The sequence below is a fragment of the Arcicella sp. LKC2W genome (assembly GCF_034931005.1).
Classification (GTDB): domain Bacteria; phylum Bacteroidota; class Bacteroidia; order Cytophagales; family Spirosomataceae; genus Arcicella.
Genome location: NZ_JAYGIN010000022.1, coordinates 20,729 through 47,727, shown reverse-complemented (window position 1 = coordinate 47,727; position 26,999 = coordinate 20,729). Strand labels below are relative to the sequence as shown.

At 35.0% G+C, this 26,999-nt stretch carries 16 protein-coding genes; 5 read left to right on the top strand and 11 right to left on the bottom strand.

Annotation, left to right across the window (positions count from 1 at the left end; translation table 11 throughout):
- Positions 1-2,118: a catalase gene (locus VB796_RS17735; protein ID WP_323347916.1), complete on the top strand. Its 2,118-nt coding sequence runs from the start codon at positions 1-3 to the stop codon at positions 2,116-2,118.
- A gap of 389 nt (positions 2,119-2,507) precedes the next feature.
- Here VB796_RS17735 and VB796_RS17730 read toward each other — a convergent pair whose 3' ends face one another.
- Entirely contained in the window at positions 2,508-4,322 is a 1,815-nt protein-coding gene (locus VB796_RS17730) for a bifunctional sugar phosphate isomerase/epimerase/4-hydroxyphenylpyruvate dioxygenase family protein (protein WP_323347915.1), read from the bottom strand.
- On the bottom strand, positions 4,319-5,332 hold the full coding sequence (locus VB796_RS17725) for a zinc-dependent alcohol dehydrogenase (protein ID WP_323347914.1): 1,014 nt from the start codon (positions 5,330-5,332) through the stop codon (positions 4,319-4,321). Before VB796_RS17725 ends, VB796_RS17730 begins: the two co-directional genes overlap by 4 nt.
- 500 nt (positions 5,333-5,832) lie before the next feature.
- Between VB796_RS17725 and VB796_RS17720 the strand changes: the two genes are divergently transcribed.
- Positions 5,833-9,027, top strand: coding sequence for a TonB-dependent receptor (locus VB796_RS17720; RefSeq protein ID WP_323347913.1), 3,195 nt, complete (start codon positions 5,833-5,835; stop codon positions 9,025-9,027).
- A gap of 311 nt (positions 9,028-9,338) precedes the next feature.
- On the top strand, positions 9,339-10,655 hold the full coding sequence (locus VB796_RS17715; RefSeq protein WP_323347912.1) for an MFS transporter: 1,317 nt from the start codon (positions 9,339-9,341) through the stop codon (positions 10,653-10,655).
- Positions 10,656-10,986: 331 nt separating this feature from the next.
- Here VB796_RS17715 and VB796_RS17710 read toward each other — a convergent pair whose 3' ends face one another.
- Positions 10,987-11,673, bottom strand: coding sequence for a hypothetical protein (locus VB796_RS17710; RefSeq protein ID WP_323347911.1), 687 nt, complete (start codon positions 11,671-11,673; stop codon positions 10,987-10,989).
- A gap of 1 nt (position 11,674) precedes the next feature.
- Positions 11,675-12,559: a CorA family divalent cation transporter gene (locus tag VB796_RS17705; protein ID WP_323347910.1), complete on the bottom strand. Its 885-nt coding sequence runs from the start codon at positions 12,557-12,559 to the stop codon at positions 11,675-11,677.
- Between the two features lie 283 nt (positions 12,560-12,842).
- Here VB796_RS17705 and VB796_RS17700 point away from each other — a divergent pair, with 283 nt between their 5' ends.
- Both VB796_RS17700 and VB796_RS17695 read left to right on the top strand, forming a co-directional pair.
- Positions 12,843-14,291 (top strand): hypothetical protein, encoded by a 1,449-nt coding sequence (locus VB796_RS17700; protein ID WP_323347909.1) that lies wholly within the window; start codon positions 12,843-12,845, stop codon positions 14,289-14,291.
- A gap of 213 nt (positions 14,292-14,504) precedes the next feature.
- Positions 14,505-16,319 carry a cytochrome-c peroxidase gene (locus VB796_RS17695; protein WP_323347908.1) on the top strand — a complete coding sequence of 605 codons (1,815 nt, stop codon included), beginning with the start codon at positions 14,505-14,507 and terminating at the stop codon, positions 16,317-16,319.
- Positions 16,320-16,502: 183 nt separating this feature from the next.
- Here VB796_RS17695 and VB796_RS17690 read toward each other — a convergent pair whose 3' ends face one another.
- The 7 genes from VB796_RS17690 to VB796_RS17660 form a co-directional block, all read right to left on the bottom strand.
- Complete coding sequence (locus tag VB796_RS17690; RefSeq protein WP_323347907.1) at positions 16,503-16,670, bottom strand: hypothetical protein; 168 nt, start codon at positions 16,668-16,670, stop codon at positions 16,503-16,505.
- 3 nt (positions 16,671-16,673) lie between these two features.
- Complete coding sequence (locus VB796_RS17685) at positions 16,674-17,771, bottom strand: permease (protein ID WP_323347906.1); 1,098 nt, start codon at positions 17,769-17,771, stop codon at positions 16,674-16,676.
- A 16-nt stretch (positions 17,772-17,787) separates the two neighbouring features.
- The gene (locus tag VB796_RS17680; RefSeq protein WP_323347905.1) at positions 17,788-19,230 is read right to left on the bottom strand and encodes a RagB/SusD family nutrient uptake outer membrane protein; all 1,443 of its coding nucleotides are present in this window, start codon (positions 19,228-19,230) and stop codon (positions 17,788-17,790) included.
- Between the two features lie 9 nt (positions 19,231-19,239).
- Positions 19,240-20,406, bottom strand: coding sequence for an ATP-binding protein (locus tag VB796_RS17675; protein WP_323347904.1), 1,167 nt, complete (start codon positions 20,404-20,406; stop codon positions 19,240-19,242).
- Between the two features lie 54 nt (positions 20,407-20,460).
- Entirely contained in the window at positions 20,461-23,655 is a 3,195-nt protein-coding gene (locus VB796_RS17670) for a TonB-dependent receptor (protein WP_323347903.1), read from the bottom strand.
- 542 nt (positions 23,656-24,197) lie between these two features.
- Positions 24,198-25,553 carry a DUF3526 domain-containing protein gene (locus VB796_RS17665; protein ID WP_323347902.1) on the bottom strand — a complete coding sequence of 452 codons (1,356 nt, stop codon included), beginning with the start codon at positions 25,551-25,553 and terminating at the stop codon, positions 24,198-24,200.
- Entirely contained in the window at positions 25,550-26,992 is a 1,443-nt protein-coding gene (locus VB796_RS17660) for a DUF3526 domain-containing protein (RefSeq protein WP_323347901.1), read from the bottom strand. Before VB796_RS17660 ends, VB796_RS17665 begins: the two co-directional genes overlap by 4 nt.
- Between the last annotated feature and the right edge of the window lie 7 nt (positions 26,993-26,999).

Genomic DNA, 26,999 nt, shown 5'->3' with positions numbered 1-26,999 from the left:
ATGAAAACTAAAAAGTCCCAACAACTTCAAGCCCAAATAGTAGATTCTACTAATGAATTTCTGACCACCAATCAAGGTGTGAAAGTAAATGATAATCATAATTCTTTAAAGTCGCACGAGAGAGGGGCTACACTCTTGGAAGATTTTATTGTGCGTGAAAAACTGGCACATTTTGACAGAGAACGAATTCCTGAGCGAGTTGTTCATGCACGAGGAACAGGAGTTCACGGTGTATTAAAACTTAAAAAATCATTGGAACAATATACTACGGCTGATTTTTTAAATAATACCGAAACTGAAACCCCGTTATTTATCAGATTTTCGACGGTGGCAGGTTTTAGAGGTTCTACTGATTTGGCAAGAGACGTAAGGGGTTTCGCTATAAAATTTTATACTGAAGCTGGCAATTTTGATTTAGTTGGCAATAATATTCCTGTTTTCTTTATTCAAGATGCCACTAAATTTCCTGATTTGGTACACGCCGTAAAACCAGAACAAGATAATGAAATGCCTCAAGCGGGTTCAGCTCATGATACTTTTTGGGATTTTATTTCACTCATGCCAGAGTCGGCACACATGATTATGTGGGTGATGAGCGATAGAGCAATTCCACGCAGTTATAGAATGATGGAGGGTTTTGGGGTGCATACCTATAAGTTAATCAATGCCGCAGGAAAAGTACATTTTGTAAAATTTCATTTTAAACCCAAATTAGGGGTACATTCGGTAGCTTGGGACGAAGCTCAACGTATCTCTGGTAAAGATTCAGATTTTCATAGAAGGGATTTATTGGAAGCTATTTTGGAAGGAAATTTTCCAGAATGGGATTTTGGCGTACAAATTATTCCAGAAGAAGATGAACACAAATTCGACTTTGATTTATTAGACCCAACGAAACTGGTTCCAGAAGAACTCGTTCCTGTTGAAATCATCGGAACAATGACCTTAAATAAAGTACCTGATAATTTCTTTGCTGAAGTAGAACAAGTCGCTTTTAGTCCTGCCAATATTGTGTCAGGAATTGATTTTTCTGATGACCCGCTTTTACAGGGAAGATTATTTTCGTACACAGATACGCAATTTCACCGATTAGGGACTTCCAATTTTAACGATTTACCAATCAATCGACCTCTTAATGAAGTTCATAATAATAATAGAGATGGTTTTTATCGCCAACAAATCAGTAAAGGAAAAATTAATTATTCGCCAAATTCATTAGGTGGCGGTTGTCCTTTCCAAGCAAAAGCGAGTGAAGGCGGATTTACTTCGCATAGTAGTGAATATACAGGAATGAAAGTTAGAACTAAATCAGACAAATTTTTCAACCATTTTTCACAAGCTATTTTATTTTATAATTCTCAAGCAGAATATGAAAAACAACATATTAAAGATGCCATTGCTTTTGAATTATCCAAGTTAGAATCATCCGAAATTTGCCAAAGAATGGTCAATAACCTGACCAATATAGACTTAGAAATGGCACAATATATTGCTGAAAAAGTTGGGGCAATTATACCTCAAAAGGTTTATAGATACGAAAACCATGCCGTTCCAGCAAATGCAAATCCTGCTGATTATCAATCTATTACCATAAAATCTTCTTTAGAAAAGTCAGAAGCACTAAGCATGGCTAACACTGTTAAAGGAAGCATTGCGACTCGTCAAATTGGGGTATTATTTGCAGATGGCTTTGATGAAAAGTCATTAGAGAATATTGTCCGAGCAATTAAAACAGGCGGTGGAAAACCAATTTTAATTGCCAATAAATTGACCGCAATCAAAGGAGATAAAGGAACAAATATTTCCCCCGACAAAACATTTTTTAACTGTGCTTCTGTATTATTTGATGCAATTTGTACAATTGGTGGACAAAAATGTGTTGAAAATTTAGCTAATACTCCCGAAGCTATTCAATTTTTAGACGAAGCCTTCAAGCACTGCAAGGCCATTGGGTTTGATGCAAATTCAGATTTATTAGTCGCAGAAACGCATTTATCTAAAAAGCTCAAACTTAACCATATTGGCGTGAGCATCGGAGGAAATACCATCGAATTTCTTAAATATGTAGGAGAACACCGTTTTTGGGAACGAGAATTATCTCGAAAAATCCCTTCATAATCAAGGCATTTCGTTTGTTAAATTTGAAGCTATTTAAACAGGTTCTCTCTGAAAAAACTTATCGGAACTATAACGAGTTTGTCACGAGATAAATTTAGACCACAGATTGAACGGATTTTACTGATTTTGGCTGATTTTTATTTATTTTATCAGACTGTGCGTCCCAGTGTAAATCTATCAAATCCGTACAATCTGTGGTCTATCGTTTCTAATTTTACACGATTTTTTAGTTCTACTTTAGCACTCTTGAAAAAAATAGCCCCGAAATGAATTTCGGGGCTACAAAATCTTCCGAGCATACGGCTCTTTTTAGGGCAAGTTTTAAATTGCCAAAGTAGAAATAGTAAAATTTTAGAAATATTTTACGTTTTAATACACTTCATCCCCTTTCAAATTCGCCTCCCACGCTCTTGGGCAGCAAGGCGTACTTGTGAATTTACTTCCCCATAACGATTATAGGAACCTTTTCTTTGCACAATTTCCATAAAAAGACCATTTAGTTCTTTACAATAAAAGTGAAAAAATTCTCCCGTCTCTTGACGGTCATAAAGTATATTAAATTGCTTCATTTTTTCAATTACTTCATCTGAAAGTTGCGTTTTTGCTTTCAAATCATCATAATAATTGGCAGGAATTGAAAGTATTAAATCTTTATTTTTAATGCTTTGGGCTGTCAGAAAAATATCTTGTGTTTGGAATGCTATCTGCTGAATTCCTGCTCCCGTGTTGGCAACAAATTTTTCAATAGCCGTTCCCTGACTTCGGGTTGAACTCAGCGGAATTCTAATATTTCCATTCGTATTTTTAGCAACTCTACTATAAACGATACCTCTTGGGTCTAAAATTTCGAGAGATTCTTCTATATCAAGCCCCAATAATGCCCGATAAAATAAGGTATTTGACAAATAAAAATCAGCACTAACCGAATGCCCAATATGGTCGAAGCCTGTAATTCCGTTGTCAATTTTATCGGTAGTAATTGGATTAAATTCTACTGGATAAAACTCTTTTTCGAGGTCTTTCTCGTCGATAAAATAATATAAAATATTGCCAATGCCTTTAGCAGCAGGTATATCCAACTCATAAATACTGGCTTTGCTTTTCTCCCAATGATACCCCAATTGATGAGTCCAATGCTGTATTTTTTGTTTATTTTCAGTTACAAAACCAATGGCACAAACAGCGTTTTGTTGGATATTTTGTACTTCCGCCTGACGGTTAATGACCATATTCACCCCGCCTAATTGATACAAACTTACATTTTTAATTTTGTGTCGGAAAGTTTCTACAAATCCTAAGTTTTCTAACATCACCACCAAATCATTTTGGCAACTGTCTGTGGTGGCAAACTCAACAAATTCAATAGATTTTAGTTTAATTTGACTTTCTTTTTCCTCTTTGCTTACGCCCTCCAACCAGATTAAAGAACGTTTGCCGTCACGAGCCACAGGGTCAATTTGGGAAGAACGAAATTCATCACTAAAAATCTCGTGCGATAAATAACCATCATAACCTGTGGCACAAACTGCCTTCATAAATTCTACCACAGGAAATGCTCCTTGCCCTGGAAAACAACGAAAATGCCTTCCCAAGTGCATCGCTCCCATGTCATATTTGGGAGCATCGGCAACTTGCACGATGGTAAATTTTTCTTTGGGAATGGTATAAATATCCTCAAAAGTAGAATTGAGGGCTGAAATATGAAAATTATCTAAAATATTACCCAAATTTGGGTGGTTGGCACGTTTTACAATTTCTACGGATTGATGATAAGTATTGACAAAACGCCCCCACGACAGGGCTTCGTAACCAATTTCAAAACCATGTATTTTTGCCAATTCGGCTATATCATAAAGGTCTTCTGCGGCTTTGTCGAGATTATTAATGGTATGAATTGAGGTATTACTACATATAAATAATTTCTTCGTTCCCAAAGCGTGCATCAACTCAAATTTATGCTTTGCCCTTTCCAAACTTCGTGATTTATAAGGTTCGGGCATGGCTTCATAATCTCTAAAAGGTTGTAGCCCTACAATTTCAAGACCCAAATCGGTTGTTATTTTGTTGAGTTCAACAGGCTGAATATCAGAAACTAACAGGTCATTTTCAAATAATTCGATACCATCATAACCAGCTTTGGCAATGGCTTTTACCTTTTCGATTAATGTTCCAGAAAGCGAAACCGAAGCAATGGAATGTTTCATATTTCTACAATAATTTTACTTTCGTCTCCTTTGGCTGCCAATTCCAAAGCGGACTGTAAATTTTGCAAATTTGTACAACTTGAAATAATAAAGTTTGGTTCAATGACTTTTGAAGAAATTAATTGGATAACACGCTTAAAATCAAATGGATGGTCATAAATTATGGAAGGTAAAATACTGATTCCTTCTCGGGCAATTTTGAGTGGTCGGAATGTAGCATTTTTTTCTGAAAGTCCTACCAATATAATTTCTGAACCTCTTGGTGCGGCAGCAGTTACTAAAGAAGCAGTAAAATTTGACCCTGCACACTCAAAAATGGCAACGACCTCTTCTTCGAGCCAAATGTCTTTAAGAATATCACTTTGTTCATCAATATTTCCTTCGGCAACAACAGGAATCACTCCCATATCGGTTGCTAACTTCATCTTTTCTGGATTTATTTCTGTCGCCAAAACCTTATATCCCAAACGAACGGCAAGGTGTGCCAGTAAAAGACCAATTGCTCCCAAACCAATCACCGCAATACAATCACCAGGTTTAGCTTTTGACTTCATTAACGAATGATATGATACCGCCATTGGTTCAATGGTTACAGCGTCTTCGTCAGAAATACTTGTTGGTACTTTCCATGCAAAATTGGCAGGAATAGAGATGTACTCTGCAAAACAACCTGCTTCATTTACGCCCAAAATACGCTTGTTTGTACATATATTACCATGCCCTGACAAACAATATTTACATTTCATACATGGGAAATTAGGTTCAATTACGACTCTCTCCCCGATTTCTCTTCCTTCAACGCCTTCGCCTATTTTATCAATATATCCTAAGCCTTCATGCCCAATAATGGTTGGTTTGTCCAATAATCTATGTCCTAAAAAAAGATGTACATCAGAGCCACAAATACCTATTTTAGACAGTTTTATTCTGATTTCCCCAAATTTTGGCTCAGGTAATTGTACTTCTTTTATCAGAATTTCATTTGGTTTCTCTAAAAAAGCTCCCAACATAGTTTTATTGATTTTAGTGTTTTTTATGATTTTTATTCAATCGCAAATATGAATACTATATCTATCATATCGGCACAAATGGAACAAAAGTACCATACTAATGCATAAAAATACCATCCTATTTTTACTTGAAATAGTCTTATTAATGGCTATTTTCTCTTTAATAATTAGAAAAATTTGTCTTTTTTTTGTGGTGTAAAAAAGGTCAAAAATAGACCGTGTATTTTTACTCATTGCGATTTGAGAACAAGGTTGGCACTTTTGGTAAAAAATATGGTACAATCAATCCATTATGATTTTTGTTAGTATTTAACGATATTAAATTTGTATTGAAAAAAAAGAATAAAAAATTGTACGATATAAAGAAACCTCTCAAAAAAATTATTTCAAAGATTACTTCATTTCAAACACAGACTTTACAAACTATATACTTAACCACTTGATTTTTATTATTTCCTTTTTAAACAAATAACCATTTCTAATATTTTAATCTGTCAAGAATGAAAAGAATTACTACTCAATTATGGTTTCTTACATTGATATTGTTAGTGACTAACAATATCTTCGGACAAGGAACAAATGCCAGTATCTCTGGAAAGATTACTGGTACAGATGGGGCTTTGCCTGGAGCTACTGTACTCTTGGTTAATACTTCAACTGGCTTTAAGACTGGAGCATCAGCTAAAGAAAACGGTTTGTATGACTTTAGAGAACTTCCTTTGGGAGGGCCTTATAAAATCACGGTGTCGTTTATTGGCTACCAAGGACAACAACAAGAAGGCATTATGCTCAACTTGAGTGACCATATTACGCTCGACTTTAAATTGAAAGAAGGAAAACAATTAGAAGAAGTAGTGGTGGTGGCTAATAGCATGAAGTCAAGAACGGACAGATTGGGAAGTGCTTTGGCTATTACTGGCAAAACGATTTCGGTAATTCCTACGCCAACTCGTAACTTCGAACAATTGGCATTTCTTTCAGGACAATCTAATACTCCTGAAGTTGGACAACGTAACTTAGGTGGTTTTGTATTGGCAGGTGGAAAAGGTGGTACAGGCGGTTTTACGGTTGATGGTGCAAACACTCGTCGTATGATGTTTGGAGCAACTTTAGATGGAGCAGCGTTTACTATTTCACAAGAGGCAATTCGTGAATTTGAAGTAGAAACGAATGATTATAGTGTAAAAAATGGTAGAAATAGTGGTGGTGTTGTAAAGGCAGTTACTAAATCTGGTACCAATACACTTCATGGTGCAGCTTGGTATTATGCGGGTGGTGGTTCTTTATCACAAAGTAAAAATGCTGTTGGAGCTCCACTTTCTTCTGTACCAACGCAAGGACAATACGGATTTACTTTGAGCGGCCCAATCATTAAGGATAAGTTATTTTTCTTTGGTGTTTTTGACCAATATAAAACATCTCCTTTGACTGACCCACGTACTCAATTATTTTTAGATTATGGCAATAGTACCTTTGCTGGTGGTACCACAGAAGCAAATACTTTTTATGGCTATAACGAATCTGATGCTCAAGCAGTTATCTCTGCTGCCAAAGCAAAAGGATATGATGTGGGTGATGGCGTAGGAAACTTGGTAAAAGATGCTACTACAACCAATATGTTTGGTAGATTAGACTGGAACATTAACAGTAAAAATACATTTGCAATTCGCTATAATTATTTACGTTATGACCTTACAAATGAAGGAAATTCGGGTAATGCTTTGAGTTTGAATACACCAATTTTACCTTCTACGAGAGTTTGGGGTACAAATTCTGGAAATTATCCTTTCTTAAATTTAGAACATAGAGTAACAGCAGATTTACGTACCACCATTAGTAACAATGTGCTGAATAAATTAATTGTTCAATATATTACTTCAGACCGTGCCAATAACCCGAAAGATGCCGTTCAAGAACCACGTGTTTATGTGGGGATTCCTGGAGCAAATGGTTTGACAGGCGGAACAATTGCTTTTGGACAATTGACTTGGATTCCTGAAATGATGCGTACCAGCAGTATTCAATTGATTGATGATGTTACTTACAATGCAAACAATGGCGTAACTTGGACTTTTGGAACAAACAATCAGATTTATTTCCAACAAGAACGTTTAGCTCACTGGACAGCACCAGTAGTAGTATATAATAATATTGCCGATTTGAATAATAACAAACCTTCTTTTTATCGTCAGTTAGTATCTAATACGCTCGATTTGAAGGCATTACAAACTTGGAACTTAGCAGAACTTGGAGCTTATGCAGAAGCAGCTTTCAATGTAGGTGATAATGTAAAAATTGAGGCAGGTTTACGTTGGGATATGTGGAAGCAATTTGGAAATGTTCCTACTCAAAATACAGCTTTATTAAACTCAAGTTTATTATGGCATGGAAGTCGCTTAGACAATACGTCGGGATTAAACACCAGTGTGATTCAACCAAGATTCAACCTTACTTGGGATATTACAGGAGACAAAACAAACATCTTCAAAATTGGTGGTGGTTTATTTGCTTCGCCTATTTCAACGCAAGCAATCACTCAAACATTCTATAATGATGGAGTATCAACCAAACGTGTTGACTATACAAACAATGCTGATATTATGGCAAATGTTGGTTCTGGTAATTTTGCTGACCCAAAAACTTGGTTATCAGCAAGAATCAACCCTACTGGTGAAAAAGTACCAAGCAATGCTGCGAACATCATTATGCTTGACCCGAATTTCAAAATGCCAAGCACTTTAAGATTTAACTCAAGCTATACGCATTTCTTCGGAGACCGTTTTAAAGCAACTGTTACAGGTTTTTATAACGTCGGATTTAATGATACTTATTGGGTAAATGCTAACAGAAAAGTAACAGGAACAAACCCTGTGGATGGTAGAGAAGTAATGGGTGTGGCAAATACTAACTTTGCTGACGTAATTGTTCATACCAATGCTGACTGGAATTCAAGTTATGCCGCTCTTCAATTAGACCTTTCGGCTAAGTTGGGTAAAGATGGTTTAATCAACTTTACTTATACAACTGCAAGAGGTTCAGGCGTAACAACGTATTCTTCAGGTGGTACATTTGACGATGCTGAGTTTGTTGGAGCAAATTATTATGATAGATTTAAAGGTTCTTTCAATAATTCATACCAAAATGGTGTGGGCGACAAAATTGTATTAATCGTGGCTTCTCCTCAAGTAAAAGGATTTAGTTTAGGATTAAACTTTACGGCAGCTCAACAAAAAAGATTTAACATCGTAACAACTGGAAACCCTAACAATGCCAATGATAGAGACTTAGCGTATATTCCGACATTAACACAAGAATATATGACTCCATTGGCTAACGTAGCACAAGAAGTTAGAGATGTAATTATGCAAAGTCAAGGTCAAATTTCAGGAGTTTATCAAGGAGTTTATCCTTGGATGTACCAAACAAGTGCAAGTTTGTCAAAAAAGGTAATGATTGGTAAATATGGTGTAACTGTAAGAGCAGATATGTTCAACCTTTTGAATATGTTTAGTTATACATCTGGATATTACCAAAATATCAATTCATCAGGTGATGATTTTTCAGCAGGACGCTTTATCAATTTATTCAATTGGAACTCTGCTGCTTCAAAATATACAGTTGACCCAACTCAAGGTGGATACATTCGTGGGGGTTCTCCATACAGTATCCAATTAGGTTTGAAAGTTGATTTCTAAAAATCTGTTAAGTAGAAAATGAAACCCTAATGCGATGTAATAACATCACCGACTTAATCCATCGGTTGATTGGTTTGGATTCGCATTCTTTAAACCAATCACATTAGGTGTTTATTTTTCATTGCTCATTCACGTGTACAACTTGCTATATTTATAACATTTCGGGTGGTAGAATTATCATCCGAAATTTTGAGTTAATAGGCTTTCAACATTTTCAATTATACTAATTAAAAAAAGAAATTGTGTTTTGAGTTTCAACAACTAAAACCTAACCACTACCAAAAACAGATAAACGAACCGACATCAAAAATATGACTTACGAAAACTTACAAACAAAATTTAAAAATCTCATTGACAATAGTCCAATGAGTACCTTTCAAATAATTATTGTGGCTATTTGCTTCATTCTTAATATGAATGATGGCATAGATGTTTTGGTTGTATCATTTTCAGGTTCTGATATTTCAAAAGAATGGACACTTTCAAAAACCGAGTTAGGCTATACTTTTAGTGCAGGATTGGTCGGAATGACGCTCGGAGCTTTCTTTTTGGCTCCTTTAGGTGATAAATTGGGACGCAGAAAAGTATTCATCATGGCACTTTGTTTGATAACCACTGGAATGCTCTTGGTGTATTTATGCAATAGTTATTCTCAATTTCTGATATTAAGATTAATTACAGGTTTGGGAATTGGCGGTATTTTACCAACTATGGCAGCGACGGCTTCGGAGTTTTCAAATAATAAAAATCGAGATTTTAATGTAGGTTTGGTACAAGCTGGCTGGCCTGTTGGAGCAATTTTTACGGGTTTTTTCTGTGCTTATGCCATTCCAGAATTTGGTTGGCGTTTTGCCTTTCTTTTTGCAGGTTGTATTTCATTTTTAATGCTTATTGGCGTACTAATTTACATGACAGATTCATTAGAATTTTTGTGTAAGAAACAACCTGCAAATGCCCAAGAAAATATTAATATCTTATTGGATAAAATGGGACACGAAAGTATTGCTGAACTACCACAAAAACCTTACGAAGCCACCAGTAAGCCCATTTCTGCTTTATTTTCGCCAACCTATTTCAACTCTACTTTAAAACTTTGGGGAGCTGTTTTCTTTGGGTTTTTAACACTTTATACTTTAATGAGCTGGGTACCAAATATCGCCAAAGATGCTGGCTTACCTTTTGAAATGGCAACTTATGTAGGTGTTGCTTTAAATGCAGGGGCTGCCATCGGAACGGCAGTTTTGGGATTAGTAGCAGGCAAATTTGGCTTAAAGAAAACCGTATTAGGGTTCATGCTTTGTGCCTTTACCATTATGTTAATTTACGGTAATATCACCTTAACGACATCCCTAATTTTTGTATTAATTTTCTTTATTGGAATTTTTGTTCAAGGCGGTTTCAACGGAATGTACCCAACCATGTCAAGAGTTTATGATACCGAAATCAGAACCACAGGTGTTGGGTTTTCGGTGGGTGTTGGACGTTTTGGAGCAATATTAGGTCCAACATTATTTGGTATTTTATCCGACTCAGGCATTAGTACGGCTACTTTATTTAGCCTTTTTTCAATTCCATTATTGATTACAGGTTTATGCGTAAGTAACTTAAAATCTAAAAATGTCAGTTAATAATTTCAATTAAAGACGTATCATTTTATAGATTGAACTTTTTTAATACATTGTTTAATAAGTTTCGGAACTATTTGTTACAGCTAATATTAGACCACACATTTTACTGATTTAACGGATAAATTCACAAAAATCAGTAAAAATCTGATTCATCTGTGGTCTAATTTTAAAGATTTAATACGTGTTTTACGGAAGTCGTCGTTCAAAACGACAACTTCCGTTGAAACTCAAAACACATCAAATATTTAAAAAATCAGTATTTAATCAAACTCATCAAACAGTATAACAAATTGATAATAAGCACACTACCAATTCCACAATCATTCCATCATCAATTCAAATTAAGACCAAGCATCAGCCCAAACCAAGGCTTATTTTGATAAATCCACAAATCCTGATTTGTATCCAAAAGATTATCAAAACCAATACTTAGTCCAATCGTCAATTTATTTACTGCAATAATCCCTGCAAGTCCTTTTTGCAAAATGATACCATCATATTCCGTACTAATGGAATTATTGGTGGTAGTGGGTGTCATTACTGTATTGCCAAGCCCTACAAAGACTCCCCCACTAAATCCAAAGTGATTGACTTTTCTTTTATAATTATTCAATGGATTTTGCTGATAACTGATTTGATAAACGTCCGTTCTGTGACCAATATAAAGATTGCCGTTGAAGGCAGTATTAAGTTGAGCAGGAATAATCTGTTTTACTTGTGGACGAATTTTGAGTAAGGTTGTCAAAATGTCAATATCAAGAGATGATTTGATAAATCGTTGTTTTATTGGGGAGAAAATACGAATCTGCTCAGGTAAATTTGTTGATATTTTCGAGGCAAGATTGGTAATTTTTATGCTATCGGCATTATTTTCAACGTAACAATTAAACTTTTTGTTATCAACTTTAAGTCGATAAACACCTTCTACCAAATCATATTTAGCGTTATTTTGTAATGTTGCACAACTCGACATAATAACCGCAAATTTTGACATAATGACCCATTTTTTTAGTCTCATTTTATAGTATTTTTTTGCGTTTAAACCAGTAAAATATAATAACAGCAATGATTACCATTACGCCCATGGTAAAAAAATAGCCCAAATGCCACCTCAATTCAGGCATATTCTCGAAATTCATTCCATAAATTCCCGCAATAAAAGTTAAGGGCAAGAAAAACGCTGAAAATATGGTCAGCAATTTCATCACATCATTGCTTTTCTGTGCATTTACCGACAAATAGGTGTTCAATAGGTTATTTGAATTTTCCAAAACTTCTTCATAACTCAAGGTCAGGCTCAACAATTTATCTTTAATATCTTGTAAAGCCGTTTTGGTTTGTTCCGCAACATCAATTTGGTTGACAACATTTTGTGTTATCTGTAAAAGTTTTTTTATAATTCGGGTTTGCGTTTTTTGAAAGTATAAATCCTCTAAAGAAATGACAGAATAATCTTTTAGGAAAATGGTTTTTTCAATCTCATCATTTTTATCACTCAAAAGCTTGAGAGGAGCATTATAAGTCTCCATCATTTTATGCAAGATATAAAGTAGGAATTCTTCTGAACTTGAAAAATTTTTAGAAATATTTTCTAAAAACTCAAAATTGGCTCTGTGGATAGTAATTACTTTTTTATCGCTATAAAAAAAGGCAACCTTATTAGAAAGGTCTGTAACATTGGTAACACGCTCATCAATATTTGCCGTATATGCTCTTAAAATCAGAAAACTATAATTATCCTGCGTTTCAAATTTAGGTAAGTGACCTGTTTCTAAACTATCCTTTATTTGAAAAAAATCTAAGTTAAATTCTTTTGCAATTTTATCAAGATTACTGCGGTCAGGTTGACAAATATCAATCCAGATGAAACGCTCAAACTTTAATTCTTTGACCCTTGTCTCCATTTACTTTAGTGATTTTATGTATTTACAACAAAAATATTAAAATTTGTTGGTACTTATCGTGTGTTTAAATTATAGGTTTAAATTGTTCCAAAACTTGGAAGTTCTTTAGTTCTACTTTGGCAACTCCGTATAAACAGGTTCATGATAAACTTCAAATTTGCTTCATTATTTATATGTTAAGGTTCATCAAAAACCTTAAAGGTTTAATAAACTTTAGGAAATCGTTACTTAAAATTTGTGAAGTTGTTTTGTAACAGTTTTAAAATGTTTACTTAAACTCACAATGAAAAAACTGTTATTCCCAATTTTTATTGTTGCTACACTGGCTTCATGTAGTGATAATGCTTCAACAGAAGTAACTGAAAACGCTAAAATTATTTTAAAGAAACAATCTGTAAATGAGTCACTTATCAAGTCTCTTTCAGGTTTTGAATCTCTTGAAATCTATCCTTTAATCTCTTCAGAGGATAAATTAGAAGGTTCGCCAAACTTTGTTTTTGGTCCTCAGCCAGACGGTGCTGGTATTTTCAAGAATCCATCGGGTAGCGGTTATATCATGCTCAATAACCACGAAATTGCCTTCTCTGTATCTCGTGTTTTTTTAGATGAAACCTTCAAGCCAATCAAAGGAGAATACATTGTTGATGCTGCTGGTGGAAATATGCGTTTGTGTTCTGCTACTTTAGCAACACCCGCAGAACATGGTTTTGGTCCATTATTTTTAACAGCAGGCGAAACAAGTGGAGAATCAATGATTCACGGTATCGACCCAAATGGTTCGGTAAATGACAAGTCTCGTAAAGACCGAGTTTTACCTGCTTTAGGTAAGGCTTCAATGGAAAACGCCGTGCCACTTCCTAAAGATGCTTTCCAAAATAAAACCATCATTATTATTGGTGAAGACGGCGGAGATGGACAATTGATTGCTTATGTTACCGACAAAGTTGGCGATTTGACGAATGGTAAATATTATGTTTTGAGAAGAACAAATCAAAATACCATTGAAACAGACATGAAGAAAGGTAGTAAGTACGATGTTGAATTTGTGGAAATTGCAGGTGTTTCAGCTTTAACGGGTGCTCAAATTGCCGCTAAAACGAAGGAGGTTAAAGCGATTTCATTTGCTCGTGTTGAAGATGTTGACTACGGTAAAGGAAGTGCCGCTGCTGGACGTGAAGTATATTTTGTAGCTACTGGCGTTAGTCAGGCTGACAAAGTTACGCCTGTTGATGGCTATACAATGTGGGGACGTTTGTATCACTTAACGATGGACGCAACCAATCCATTGAAAGGTAGTTTGGAAGTATTAATTGACGGTGGCGAAAATCCTGGAAATTCATTAGTGAATCCAGATAACGTATGTGTGACTCAAAATTTTGTGTATGTTCAGGAAGATGGAGATTCATTTTACAAAGAAACAAAACACGATGGACGTATTTGGCAGTATAATTTAAGTTCAAAAACGAACACGCCAATGTTAGAAATGAACCACCAACGTACCAACACAGTATTTAATACAAAATATAATCCTTCAAATGATGCTCGTTTGAGTTCATGGGAATTTGGTGCGATGTACGATATTTCTGATATTATTGGCAAACCAAATACTTTTATTGTTAACGTTCACCCACATACGTGGAAGGATGCAAAATTTGCTAATGCTGATGGAAGTGGCTTAATCACAAACAACGAAGGCGGTCAAGTTTTGGTTGTTCGTGGTATTGCAAAATAGTAATATTCTAAGTCAAAAAGCCTTCATACTTTGAGTATGGAGGCTTTTTTATTAAAATTCAACCCACCAAAATACGCTGTTTAATAAGTTATTTCAACTTCCCGAAAGTTCTCCAATCAAACATTTTAGGATGAAAATTATTCAGAAAACTTATTAAACAGTGTACCAAATAGGATAATTCATCGTAAAATACATTCCTTAAAATCATTCAAAATGAAAACATTATTGAGTTCGTTTATCTTCATCATTCTTATTATAGGAACTCATAGCTGTCAATTCAGTAAGAAACAAATTGCCACCGACAAGAGTAAAGCGATGTTTTTACAAGATTTGGATTCTCTCCAAAAATTGGTAGATACTTCCCTTTTGCCATTGGCTACACATTCACAATCAGAAGATTCACTTCAAAAAACATTTATCGAAGCAAGACAACTTTATAAAAAAATCGAACATTTTTCAGAGTATTTTCTGCCTGCTTCCAGCAAATTAATCAATGGAACACCCATTGCTGAAATTGAATTGACCGACAATGTTGTTAATGAACCATCTGGTTTTCAGGTAATTGAGCCACTTATTTATCCATTTGACACTGCCAAAAGAACAGATTTGGTTAGAGAAATCAAAAAACTAAAAAGGAGTTTAAATGCTGCTAAAAACTTTTTTGAGGTAATGCCCCTTACCGATGCTCATATTTTTGATGCTATCCGTTTACAAACTTTTCGTATCATTTCATTGGGAATTACGGGTTTTGACACTCCTTTAGCAAACTCATCGCTCACAGAATGTGCCATTTCTCTACAATCTATCCAACGATATTTAGATTTATATGATGATGATTCTGCCGATTTTATAAACATAAAAAAACAAAGTCAAAATGCTCAAATTTTCTTAGAAAAGAACGCTAATTTTGACACTTTTGATAGAATTTCTTTTATTTCAAATTTCATTAATCCGCTGAGCAGTAGTATTTTAGAGTTTCAGAAGAAACAAAAAATACACTCATTCAAAGAAGTTCGTTTACTTAGCCCCGATGCTAAAACATTGTTTGCAGAAGGTGTGTTCAATCCTAATTTTTTTACTCCAAATACAGATTCATACGTCAATCATGAGCGTGTACGTTTGGGTAAAAAACTTTTTTTTGACCCTGTACTTTCTCATGGAAATGTTCGCTCGTGTGCTTCGTGCCATCAACCTGAAAATGGTTTTACCGACGGACTCGTAAAGCCTTTTACCTTAAATAACAAAAAATTATTACCCCGAAATACACCAACGCTCTTAAATGTAGCCCTTCAAGGAAAGCAATTTTATGATTTACGAACAGATAATCTTGAAAATCAGAGTCAAGATGTAATTGAAAATAAAGATGAAATGCACGGCTCTTTGAAAGAAATTAGCCAAAAATTATCAGCCGATAAAAAATATATAGAACTATTCAAAAAGGCATTTCCAGAACAAAAAGGAAGTATTCAAGAACGTCAGATTGCGAATGCTTTGGCAAGTTTTGAACGCTCGTTAATCTCTTTAAATTCTCGTTTTGACCTCTACTTACGAGGCGACAAATCTATGTTAAATGCCTCAGAAATGCGTGGGTTTAATCTTTTTGCAGGAAAAGCAAAGTGCGGTATTTGTCATTTTACACCCTTATTTAACGGAACAGTTCCCCCAAATTTCACCAACACTGAGTCTGAAGTTATCGGTGTTCCTGCTACTCCACAAAATAAATCTATTGATAAAGATTTGGGGCGTTATGCTCGTTATCAATTTGATATTTGGAAGTATTCATTCAAAACTCCCACTTTGAGAAATATAGAAAAAACGAGTCCGTATATGCACAACGGCGTTTATAAAACACTCGAAGAAGTTGTTGAATTTTATAATCAAGGAGGTGGAAAAGGTTTAGGATTTGATTTACCGAATCAAACTTTACCCGAAACAAAATTAAATCTTACAGAAAGTGAGCAAAAAGATTTAGTAGCGTTTTTGAAATCGCTAACAGATTTGAAGATGGGGAAAATAAATTCACTTTAGCATTTACTTCAATAGTAACGCCCCTACGGATAAAATAACGGAACTATCTACAAAATTTAATTTGACGTAAAATAAAACGGAACTATATTACTTATTAATGCAAAACCGCTGACAGGGTGAAAAACCGCCGTCAGGGTCTTGTTTTATATCTCAAAACTTATTGGATTTACTTCCATGAATATGCTACAATTCACAAGTTTCGTAATCTTTTCTAAAATATCGTACCAAAATATACCCAAAAGTGAGTAGCCCAAGGATTCCGATAATGATTAAATCTATGGTAGCGTTGTAAAATATAGCGAGTGAAATTTGCATTAAAAATAATACGATTCCGAGTAATGTCTTTTTCATTTGTTACATGATTTTGGTTAAAAATTCTGATAGTAAACCTGCTCCAATACCAAAAATAAAGGTAATCGCAATGATGATTAAGGGAACTTTTACCCCACCCAATTTCTCTTTTGTCAATACCAACGTGAACAATCCAAATGATGGTGCCGTGAAAACCATCGCTGCTATTGCACCGTTTGAAAAACCTAAATTCAATAAAATCGTTCCTAATAAAATCTCAAATAATACAGGAATTGATAACAATGTACCTATAAATGAGATAATTACGACGATTAGAATTTGATTATATTCGGTGATATGATGCAATACTTCATTTGGAAAAATAACCCTAAAAATGGCGGTCAGTAATGTTCCTAACATCATTAAGGGAATCAATTTGTAAGCGATATTTCCAACCGCAATTAACCAATCTTCAAGGGCTTTGATAATGGTTTGGGCGAATGATTTTTCGGGAAAATAACAAGAAATCAAGTTGAATACTTTACTTTTTGCTTGAACTGTTTCGTCTTGCTTTACCCATTTTGAAACAAAAGGAACAACCACTAAAATCATCAAAGCACTAAATACAACCCTCGAAATAACAACGGCAGGATGAAACAAGCCGAACATCGTTACAATTCCAATCATATTGAGCAATGCACCGCCCAAAATAACGCCCAAAGTTGCTTCTGCACTTCCGCCTTGTGAGGTTAAACCAACTCCCGTAACGGCTGAACAATTGGCACACATATTTAAGGGCATTCCAAAAATACTGCCTAATGCTGCCCCTTTGATACCTTTCATGGCTAATAGTTCTTCTAACTTTTTCCAAGACAATAATAAGGATAAAGCCGCACCTCCAATAATCATGGCAAAAGTCATTCCTGTGGCGTTAGCTTCCCAAAAATTGGCACAACTCTTGGCTACTTTTATGACAAAATTGGTATCATGTTCAATGTCAAAGCGTTCGTGAAAATTGAGTTCGCCATGTTTGTGTGGAAGTTTACAAAGTCCTTCCGAGCATTCTACCTTTCGCTCTTCTGCTTTGAAGCGACTTCCTGCCAAAAACAACACCAAAACGCTAATGAGCATGGTGAGTTTTATGATATTTTCTTTATTCATTGTTTGCGGTTATAAATTAGTTTCCTACCATCAATTTATTCGTTGAAATTTCACCGCTTGGGATAGGCCAAATATAATTGTTACTCGTTAATAAAACCAAAGGAGCTGTTCCGATTGAACCCGTTTTGGCTGGCAAGGTCTGCAATTTTCTTTGTAAATCAAAAAGTCTGAAACCTTCCCCTAACAATTCTATCCTTCTTTCTGTCAAAATCGTGCCAATCAAAGCATCTTTTGAGCTTATATCAGCCTCTGGGAAAACATAACTTGGATTTGAACGATTTCTTACTGCCTTCAATAAAGCAGTTGCCGTTGTCAAATCATTATTATTGGCTGCTGCTTCGGCATAATTTAGCAATATTTCGGCATAACGAATTACAGGCACATAGTCACGGAAAGGAGCTGTTGTAATGGCAAATTTGCGTAATACCTTTTGTTTTGCTGAATTGGTAGAAATCAAACTTGCCCGAGCATCAGCACTTGAATTGAAGGCTGGATTACTTGAAATGCCCGCTGTGGCAAGAAAAATAATGGGTTGACTCAAATAATTAAATGCCAAAGCACTTTGCGAAGGGGGCGTTTCGGTGGTTGTATTGGCAAAAGGAATAGAGAAAATTGCTTCTGAACCAGTATAACTTCCTCCAAAAATAGTGGTAAAATTTGATTCCAATTTATGTGTCAAAGAACCCGCCGAATATTGATAAGGAGCAGTAGCAGAAACCAATTTTTGAGACTCTTTTACCACATTTTGATAATCTCCTTGAATCAAATAAACCCTTGTTTTTAAGGCAATCGCAGTGCTTTTCTTGGCTCTCGAAGTATTCAATAATGCCGTTGAATAAGCAGTAGGTAAACCTGTTTCGGCTTCGTTCAAATCCTTTAAAATTTGTGTATATATTTCGCCAACGCTACTACGAGCCAAATCATTAAAACCTGAAGAAGTAATGGGCGTAAGTCGAAGGGGTAAACCTAAGCCATTTTTATCCAAATTATAAGGTTTTGAATAGGTTTGAATCAAGCTTAGGTAACTCAACGCACGCACAAATTTGGCTTCGGCAGTATAAAGTTTTGCCACTGAATCACTCACGACGGTTGTGCCGTTGAGTTTGCTAATCAAGACATTAGAAGCATTGATGGCTGTATAACCTGCTCCCCAAACGTTATTGACAAAATCATTGGTTGAAGCTACGCTTTGTTGCCAAACTGCTGAACCTGTGGCAGCATTTCCATCATTTTGCCCAAATTCATCGGCACGTTGTTCATTAAAAACAATAAAACGACCACCATAAAAACTGGCGTTTTGGAGCTGTCCGTACAGATTATTTACCTGAGCCAATAGTTTAGCAGGTGTACTATACGCCGCATCTTCGGCCACACTGGTTTTGGGTACGGTGTTTAAAAAATCGCTATTGCAAGCGGTTAATGTTGTTATTGCGAGTATGAATATTATTGTTTTTTTCATGTACAAATTTTAATTTATTTGTGGTAATTCATTTTCTAAAAAATCGAATAAATTATATACTTTTAGCCCTTCCGCCTTGAGATAACTATCTCCGTTTGGAATAATAATAAATTGTTTATCTGGATTTAAGTCCTTTACACTCTCAAAAAAACCCTTTGAAACAGTTGGACTGTTTGATAATTTTATTTCTATCAATATTTTTTTACCTGTTGGACTAATCATTACCAAATCTACTTCTGCCCCCACTTGTGTACGATAGAAAAACAATTGCCAATCATACCCAATATTTCTTTTTATTTGCTCAATTACGTAACCTTCCCAAGAAGCACCTACTATTGGATTTTGCTGTAATTGTTCATAACTAATCACCCGTGCTAATTGATGTAATATGCCTGAATCTCGAAAATATATTTTAGGAGATTTCACCAATCTTTTTGTGATATTTATATGATAAGGTTGTAAACGTTGAATAATAAAACTTCCTTCCAATAAATCTAAGTATCTATTGATTGTCGGAGAACTCACGCCTAATGACCTACTTAAGTCATTCATATTAAGCAAATTACCGTTCAAATGACTTAACATTTCTAATAATTTTCGAGTTATCTCTGCACTCACTCCATAGCCTAATGCTTGTAAATCTCGTTCTACGAAAGTTTGGATAAAACTTCCGAGCCAACGGAAACTTTGCGACTCTTTTGGGGCATTCAAGGCATCAGGAAAACCTCCTTTTAACCAATGGTTTTGCATTGAAATTTGTGGAAATACCTCTATTAATGACAAAGGAGCAAGTTCGGTATAAGCTATCCTTCCTGCCAATGTTTCTGATGCTCCCTTAATCAAGTCTGGAGAAGCTGAACCTAACAATATGAACCGAGCAGGACGGCGGTCTTGGTCAACTAATGCTCGAATCAATGCAAAAATTCTTGGCATTCTTTGTACTTCGTCTATGATTATACATTTATCAGAATGACTGTTTAAAAATGTCTCAGCGTCATCTAAACGCCTTAAATCAGTATCTAATTCTAAGTCAAGATAAAGAGTTGATTTATCAATTTGTTTTTGCAACCATTTTGCTAAAGTTGTTTTGCCAACCTGTCTTGGACCAATAATTCCAACCACTGGAAAAAATGACAAATCATCAAGTAATTGCGAAGTAACCGTTCTTTTAAACATTGAAATTGTAAAGTTGTATTTTATTTTTTCAATGTAAATATATCATCTATTCCCCTAAAATCCAACATTCAAGCCAAACGTAAATACCTGAGCATTAGGGGGTACGTTTTGGTCTTTGCCCGAATTAATGGAATTACCATTGATAGAAACCTCTGGATCTGAACCTCTGTATTTTGTTAGCGTAAAAAGATTGCCTGCTTGGATATATACATGAGCCGATGAAATTTTATCTTTCAACAAGGTATTCTTTACTGGAATGTGATAGCCCAATGAAATATTTTTCAATTTTAAATACGAACCATCTTCTACTTTCGAGGTACTGGTGAAAGAGAAACCTGCCGAAACGTTGTCTCCGTAATATAATTTCTGAATTTCCGTAATTTGCCCTGGAGTCGTCCAGCGGTCTTTGATAAAGGTTGCGTTGTTAAAATAACGTTGGTCTGAATTGGTCGCTCTTGTTCCGTTATACAATTTATTACCCCCAACAAAGGTTAAATTGATGTTCAAATCGAAGTTTTTGTAACTGAATGAATTATTAAATCCTCCAAAAATCGTTGGCAACGAAGGTCCTTGTATCACGCCATCTTTGTAGTTATCAATGGCAGGAGCTGCTCCACCTTCTACATACGTCCATTTCGGAGAACCTACATGGTTATATTGCACTTCTTTTCCTTCGCTATTGATAAAAACCATAAGCCCATTCGCTGGATTTACGCCCTTGCAAGGCACAGCAAAAATTGACCCTATCGAATAGCCTACTCTCGTCATGTTTTGTACACCAAAAACACTGGGTACAAATACATCACTTACCAAAGAAGTTACTTCGTTTTTGAGCGTCGAAATGTTCAAGCCCATGTTCCATTTAAAATCTCCATAATTGGTAACAATGCCGTTAATGCCCAATTCGATACCCTGATTGTATAAACTCCCGACATTGGCATTGATATAATTGTTTGGAATCCCTGCCGAAAGCGATTGTGGAGCTTTCAAAATTAAGCCATCTACTACGTTTCGATAATAATCAAATTCAACGGTTAGACGGTCATTGAACATTGAAAAATTAAGCCCAAGGTCTAATTTTTTACTGGTTTCCCATTTCAAATTAGGGTTAGCCGTTTGCGAATAAGCTAAAGTAGGTACACCACCGTAAGTAGTAGAATTATACGTTCCGATGGCTGGATAATCGCCAATTTCGCTATTACCCACAACCCCGTAACTACCTCTAATTTTTAGATTTTGAACAAAATTTCCAAGGGGTGAATTTTTATAAAAACCTTCTTCTGAGATATTCCAAGCCACAGAAGCACCGCCAAAATCGCCAAATTTATTCCCTGTTGCCAAAGCGGAAAGTCCATCTCTACGAAAATTCACACTTAAAAAATATTTCTTCTTAAAATCATAACTCACGTTTGAAAAATATGACAACAAAGCATTCTCCGAATAGAAATTTCCCGCAGGAGCAATGTTACTAAATCCACCTTGATAATTAGTATAAGAAGGGTCAGTAACATTGGTTTGAGACGCTCCCCAACCATCGGTAATAGTGTTAATTCGCTCGTTTCCAGCTAATAAACTAAGATGATGTTGCTCGCCAAAAGTAGTTGTATATGTTAATGTATTTACCCAATCCGTTCTTAAAAACTTGGTAAAAGTATTGGTTGCCACGCCATTAGAGGCCGCTCCCCCACCGTGTACTGGATTAAGAAATGATTTGTTGGTTACTTGTAAATTATTGAGTCCGAAACTGGTTCTGAATAAGAGGTTTTTCAGCAGACTAATTTCTCCGAAAATATTACCAATTAAGGTATTATTTTCAGAAGAACTCAAATCAAGACTCTGAACCATTGCTAAATTATAGGCATTAATTGTTCCGACTGTCGCAGGAATATTTGCCCCATAACCTACGCTATTGCCATTTTGAATACTATATGAACCGTCGGTATTATAAACAGGAACGTTGGGCGGTAACACATAGGTCATCCTTGCCAAAGGTTCATTGGTAATATAATTGGTGTTGTAGGCAGACGAAGACATTGAATTACTGGCAACTGCTCCTGTGTTAGGTCCGATATTTTTGCCATTGCTATATGTAACGTTTGCCCCAACTTTTACTGCTTTATTCAATTGGTGACTAATATTCAGACGGGTCAAATAGCGTTCAAAAGTATTATTTTTGATAAAACTATTTTGATTGGTATAACCCGTTGAAAAATAATAACTGGTCGCCTCATTTGCTCCCGAAAGACTAATGTTATGATTATGCGATAAACCTGTACGGAAAGCCACATCATACCAATTGGTATTTACGGTGCTTCCATCTGCATTTTTTGACAAGAAAAAGCCATCCGTTTTGCCTGCATTTCGCAAGGCTTCATTTTTGATGGCTACATATTCTTCTGCATTGAGCAATTCGGGTAAATTATAAGGCGTACTCATGCTAAACCACGTATCATAACTAATTTTGGGTTTGCCAATTCTTCCTTTTTTAGTGGTAATCACCATCACCCCATTGGCAGCTCTTGAACCATAAATTGCCGCCGCCGAAGCATCTTTCAGCACATCAATGGATTGAATATCATTGGGGTTAATGTCTGCCAAAGGATTATTGCCAATTAGTCCACCGATAGAACCCACAAAAACAGTCACGCCATCAATCACCACCAACGGAAATAAACCCGAAGTAATGGTATTGATGCCCCTCACACGCATAACAGGCGTACTATTGAGAATGCTCGAAGGCTGAATCATGTCGATACCCGTTGCTTGTCCACCCAATAGTTGGTCGAAACTGGTAGCAGGACGATTCTGTAATTGTTTGGGCGAAATCGTAGAAACGGCTCCCGAAAATTCCGTTTTTTTCTGAATCATGTAACCACTCGAAACCATCACTTCATCGAGTTGATACGTGGATTCTTGTAAACTAATGCTAATAAAATCAGCGGATTTGAGGAGTATTTCTTGCGAAGAATAGCCGACTGAACTAACCTGTAGTTTCAGCGGCAATTGAGCCGAAGTTTTGAGCGAAAAATGCCCTTGCTTATTAGAAAGCGTTGCATTTTTTGTACCTTTTACAACAATAGAAACGCCTTCAAGAGCTGTGCCAGAAGCTACGTCAATAATTTGCCCTTTTAAAGTAAGGTCTTGGGCCGAAGCAGCGTAAGTAATAAATAAACAGAGGAATGATAAAGTAGTTATTTTCAGTTGATTAAAAAGACTAAATACCAAGCGATGGGTAATTGTTTTTTTCATTAGGATAATTTTACATTTTAAAAATCTTCTGCAAAATAAATGCCTAAAAAATGGAAATATTCGTATTTATGGAAATATTTTCAATATTTCCATAAATTTGGAATAATTAATATAAACATAAAGTATAAAAAGGTGTTTTAGTGATAACAAATGATTAAATCAATAGTTCTAATTCGTCTTTAGTAATCTTGAAAAAAGCCGTAGGTTTGACCCATCTTGTAGCCCCGAAATTCATTTCGGGGTGAAAATGACAAAAAAATCTTGAGTTCCGTAGGTACGATTTATATAAACAACCCTTTAAATTTCATGTTCCTACGAAACTTTGATTCAATTTCCGTTATTTACTACAAAATTTCCTGAGCTTACGGCTCTTTTTAGGGTAAGTTTTAAAGTGAACCTGTTTAATAAGTTTTCTGAATAATTTTCACCCTAAAATGTTTGATTGGGGGACTTCCCGAAAGTTTTTTCCACTTTCGGGAAGTTGAAATAACTTATTAAACAGCGTATTCAGTGTCAAAGTAGAATTAAGTATTTGTCGGGATTTATCCAGATATTCCGACTTCTCTATAAAAATTTACCCAACCCATTCCGATAAAAAGTAAAATAAAGAAGACAAGTGGCAAAAAGATTCGTAAGGGATTTACTTGGTGGATATCTGTAAATATTGCAACCTTAAATTTATTCCAATTTTCAGACTGAACAGAGACATGATTAAATATTTTAGGATAAAAATACAGTCTCAATTTTTCATGAAATTTTGAAGTTTCCTCCAAAAAATACAAGTGATTTTCTAAACCCGATTTTGCCAATTCATTAAATTGAATTTGTAAATGAAGCGTCGGAATAAACAAGGCTATATCTGCACTTACCCTGTTCCGCAATTTTAATTTTTCATTCAAGTCATTTACTTGCTTTGCAGACTCATCGTCGCCCATTTGTTGCATGGCGTAATACCAAAGCCAACTAAATTCAGCATCTGGAAAAGCAAATTTTCTGTATTGAGGATAATGACCGTAAAATTTATTAATTGTGGTTTTTTTATCAACGTCCCATTTTTCATGGTAACTTTTCCTTTGTTTAAGTGTCGTTTCAAAAGATTCTGGTGTTGGATATTTATTGACCAAATAATTATTAATTATTGCAGGTAAAATGATAATCAGCAATAACCACAACGATAACAAAAGTATGGCATTATAATTTGAGTTTTTGTGCAAAGACACGACCCAAAAACAGACTCCAAACCAAAAAATAACATAAAGTAATGAAGTTATGAAATAGGTGAAAAATATCGTATTGAGCGGTATTTGTAAGAAAAAAACCGCCAGCAAAAGGCTTATAATTAGAATCAATACAATGACAAAAAAGCGAACATAAAATACTGAACAGACATACAAGAAATAGTTTTGACATTGAACAAAGACTATTTTCCAAGTACCGCTTTCTTTTTCTTCAGAAATGATATTATAAGTAAAAGCGATGATTATGAGGGGAAATAAAAAAATCAGAACAAAGCTATAATCAATATTTCCAAGCAATAAATTGATAGGATTATTGAGGTCGGAGTCGTATTTCTGAGCTTCCAATCCTCTTATGGTTATGCTTTGAATTGAGGGGTTTATATCTCGTTGACCAATAGATAAAGCACTGATTGGCAGAGTGTTATTGATTAACGAAAACTTTGCGTAATAAAGTAAAAGCCCCATTTCATCGTGATGAAACTTGACATTTTGGTTAAGATGTTGTTTTTGATAAGTTGCCGTTGCTAAAATACTTTGATGTTGTTTATCCAGAAATTGTCTTCCAACGAAAATACTAACAATCCCTGCAAAAAGTAGGAATAATACCCCGATTTTTACGCTATTTGAGCGTAAAAAGTTTTTGAACATTAAGGTTATCATATTGCTTTTAAGGTTTTAGATAGGACGTTGATAAAGTATTTTAAGACAAAAATCCAAAAGAGAAATGCTGCTATCGAAACAAATTCGTTCTTGAAAACTTGAGTGATGTTTAAAGGTTTATATTCAAATTCATGTAAATGTTCCCAATGTTTTTTGTTGATAATTTGCTTTTTATCAGCCGAACTTTTTGATTTATTATTGATAAATTTTATTTGTAAATCATTCATCGCCTGAGCCATTTTATACCGATATTGCTCGGCTTGTTCTTGAAAATCTACAAAAGAGCGAAAATCAGTATTTGAAAGTGACATGGATATATTTTTGATAGCCATAAAAGGATTAAAAAACGCCATCACTTTCGACAAACTATTTTGTTGTTCATAAATTGTCATCAATTTTTGTTGATGTTTTTGGTAAATATTAGAACTAATTTGCTCTCCAATTTTCATTTGATACCCTCCATAATTAAATGGCAACTTTTGAACAGAATCTACCTGATAAACAGCTAATAATGAATCTTTTAAGGCTTTAAAATATGGGTCTTGAGGGTTATGACTATCTCCAACTTTTGTAATATCTTTATCAATTTGCATCTCAAATGTTGCTTTGGGAGGTGTCGGAAAGAATGCTTTTCCAATGGTTTGACTTACTCTTGGAAGTACAAGCGTAAGCATCAGCCAAAGCCCAATCAATGAGGTGAGGGCAGTTTTTGAAGTCTTACTTATGGCAGAAATCAGCACTGTTATCACACAAAAAATACTCAAATAAATACTATATAAAATAATGATTAGAAGCAATCTTAGTATTTCATCAAGTGAAATATTTGTGCCTTTCATATTTATCCAGACAATAAAAAAGGTTAATATCAAAGGAATAAAAAGTACCATCGTCCCTCCTATCAGTCCGTAACTTTTACCTAATATTAACTGCTTCCAACTTACGCCCTGACTTAATAATATTTTTAAGGTACTGTTTTCTCTTTCAGATGAAATACTGCCAAAACCGATAAAAAAAATCAGTAAGGGCAATAGCGTTTGTAAAATCATGGCAATGCTTATTTCTCCAAATCTTAACATTCCTGTTGAAAAACCTGCCTCTGAAAAATTGACAGAATTTTGCTTATGAGCTTCTAAATAAATAGAATTACCCAAAAAACTTTCCATTCCAAAATCAAAAATGCTTAATGATGATTTTGGTCGGAAGGCAAAATTTCCATAATGAGCCATTCTATGTGGATGTTTGTCGGGATTATCCAACCAATCTTTTCTCGACTGAGCTTGGTATTTTCTCTTCATTTCATGCTGAGTTTCAAAGTTTTCCCATCCTGAATACATGGCAAAAATGAACAACCCAATGATAAAAAAGGCAAGAATACCAATTGCTTTATTATTCAAAACAGTTTTGATAAAAAGCTGTGCAATAAGTATTTCTGGGCTCATTTTAGTA

What these genes read in the sequence shown, in the direction of transcription:
- VB796_RS17735 (WP_323347916.1), top strand. Translation starts at nt 1, where the DNA reads ATGAAAACTAAAAAGTCCCAACAACTTCAAGCCCAAATAGTAGATTCT.
- VB796_RS17730 (WP_323347915.1), bottom strand. Translation starts at nt 4,322, where the DNA reads ATGAAACATTCCATTGCTTCGGTTTCGCTTTCTGGAACATTAATCGAA.
- VB796_RS17725 (WP_323347914.1), bottom strand. Translation starts at nt 5,332, where the DNA reads ATGTTGGGAGCTTTTTTAGAGAAACCAAATGAAATTCTGATAAAAGAA.
- VB796_RS17720 (WP_323347913.1), top strand. Translation starts at nt 5,833, where the DNA reads ATGAAAAGAATTACTACTCAATTATGGTTTCTTACATTGATATTGTTA.
- VB796_RS17715 (WP_323347912.1), top strand. Translation starts at nt 9,339, where the DNA reads ATGACTTACGAAAACTTACAAACAAAATTTAAAAATCTCATTGACAAT.
- VB796_RS17710 (WP_323347911.1), bottom strand. Translation starts at nt 11,673, where the DNA reads ATGAGACTAAAAAAATGGGTCATTATGTCAAAATTTGCGGTTATTATG.
- VB796_RS17705 (WP_323347910.1), bottom strand. Translation starts at nt 12,559, where the DNA reads ATGGAGACAAGGGTCAAAGAATTAAAGTTTGAGCGTTTCATCTGGATT.
- VB796_RS17700 (WP_323347909.1), top strand. Translation starts at nt 12,843, where the DNA reads ATGAAAAAACTGTTATTCCCAATTTTTATTGTTGCTACACTGGCTTCA.
- VB796_RS17695 (WP_323347908.1), top strand. Translation starts at nt 14,505, where the DNA reads ATGAAAACATTATTGAGTTCGTTTATCTTCATCATTCTTATTATAGGA.
- VB796_RS17690 (WP_323347907.1), bottom strand. Translation starts at nt 16,670, where the DNA reads ATGAAAAAGACATTACTCGGAATCGTATTATTTTTAATGCAAATTTCA.
- VB796_RS17685 (WP_323347906.1), bottom strand. Translation starts at nt 17,771, where the DNA reads ATGAATAAAGAAAATATCATAAAACTCACCATGCTCATTAGCGTTTTG.
- VB796_RS17680 (WP_323347905.1), bottom strand. Translation starts at nt 19,230, where the DNA reads ATGAAAAAAACAATAATATTCATACTCGCAATAACAACATTAACCGCT.
- VB796_RS17675 (WP_323347904.1), bottom strand. Translation starts at nt 20,406, where the DNA reads ATGTTTAAAAGAACGGTTACTTCGCAATTACTTGATGATTTGTCATTT.
- VB796_RS17670 (WP_323347903.1), bottom strand. Translation starts at nt 23,655, where the DNA reads ATGAAAAAAACAATTACCCATCGCTTGGTATTTAGTCTTTTTAATCAA.
- VB796_RS17665 (WP_323347902.1), bottom strand. Translation starts at nt 25,553, where the DNA reads ATGATAACCTTAATGTTCAAAAACTTTTTACGCTCAAATAGCGTAAAA.
- VB796_RS17660 (WP_323347901.1), bottom strand. Translation starts at nt 26,992, where the DNA reads ATGAGCCCAGAAATACTTATTGCACAGCTTTTTATCAAAACTGTTTTG.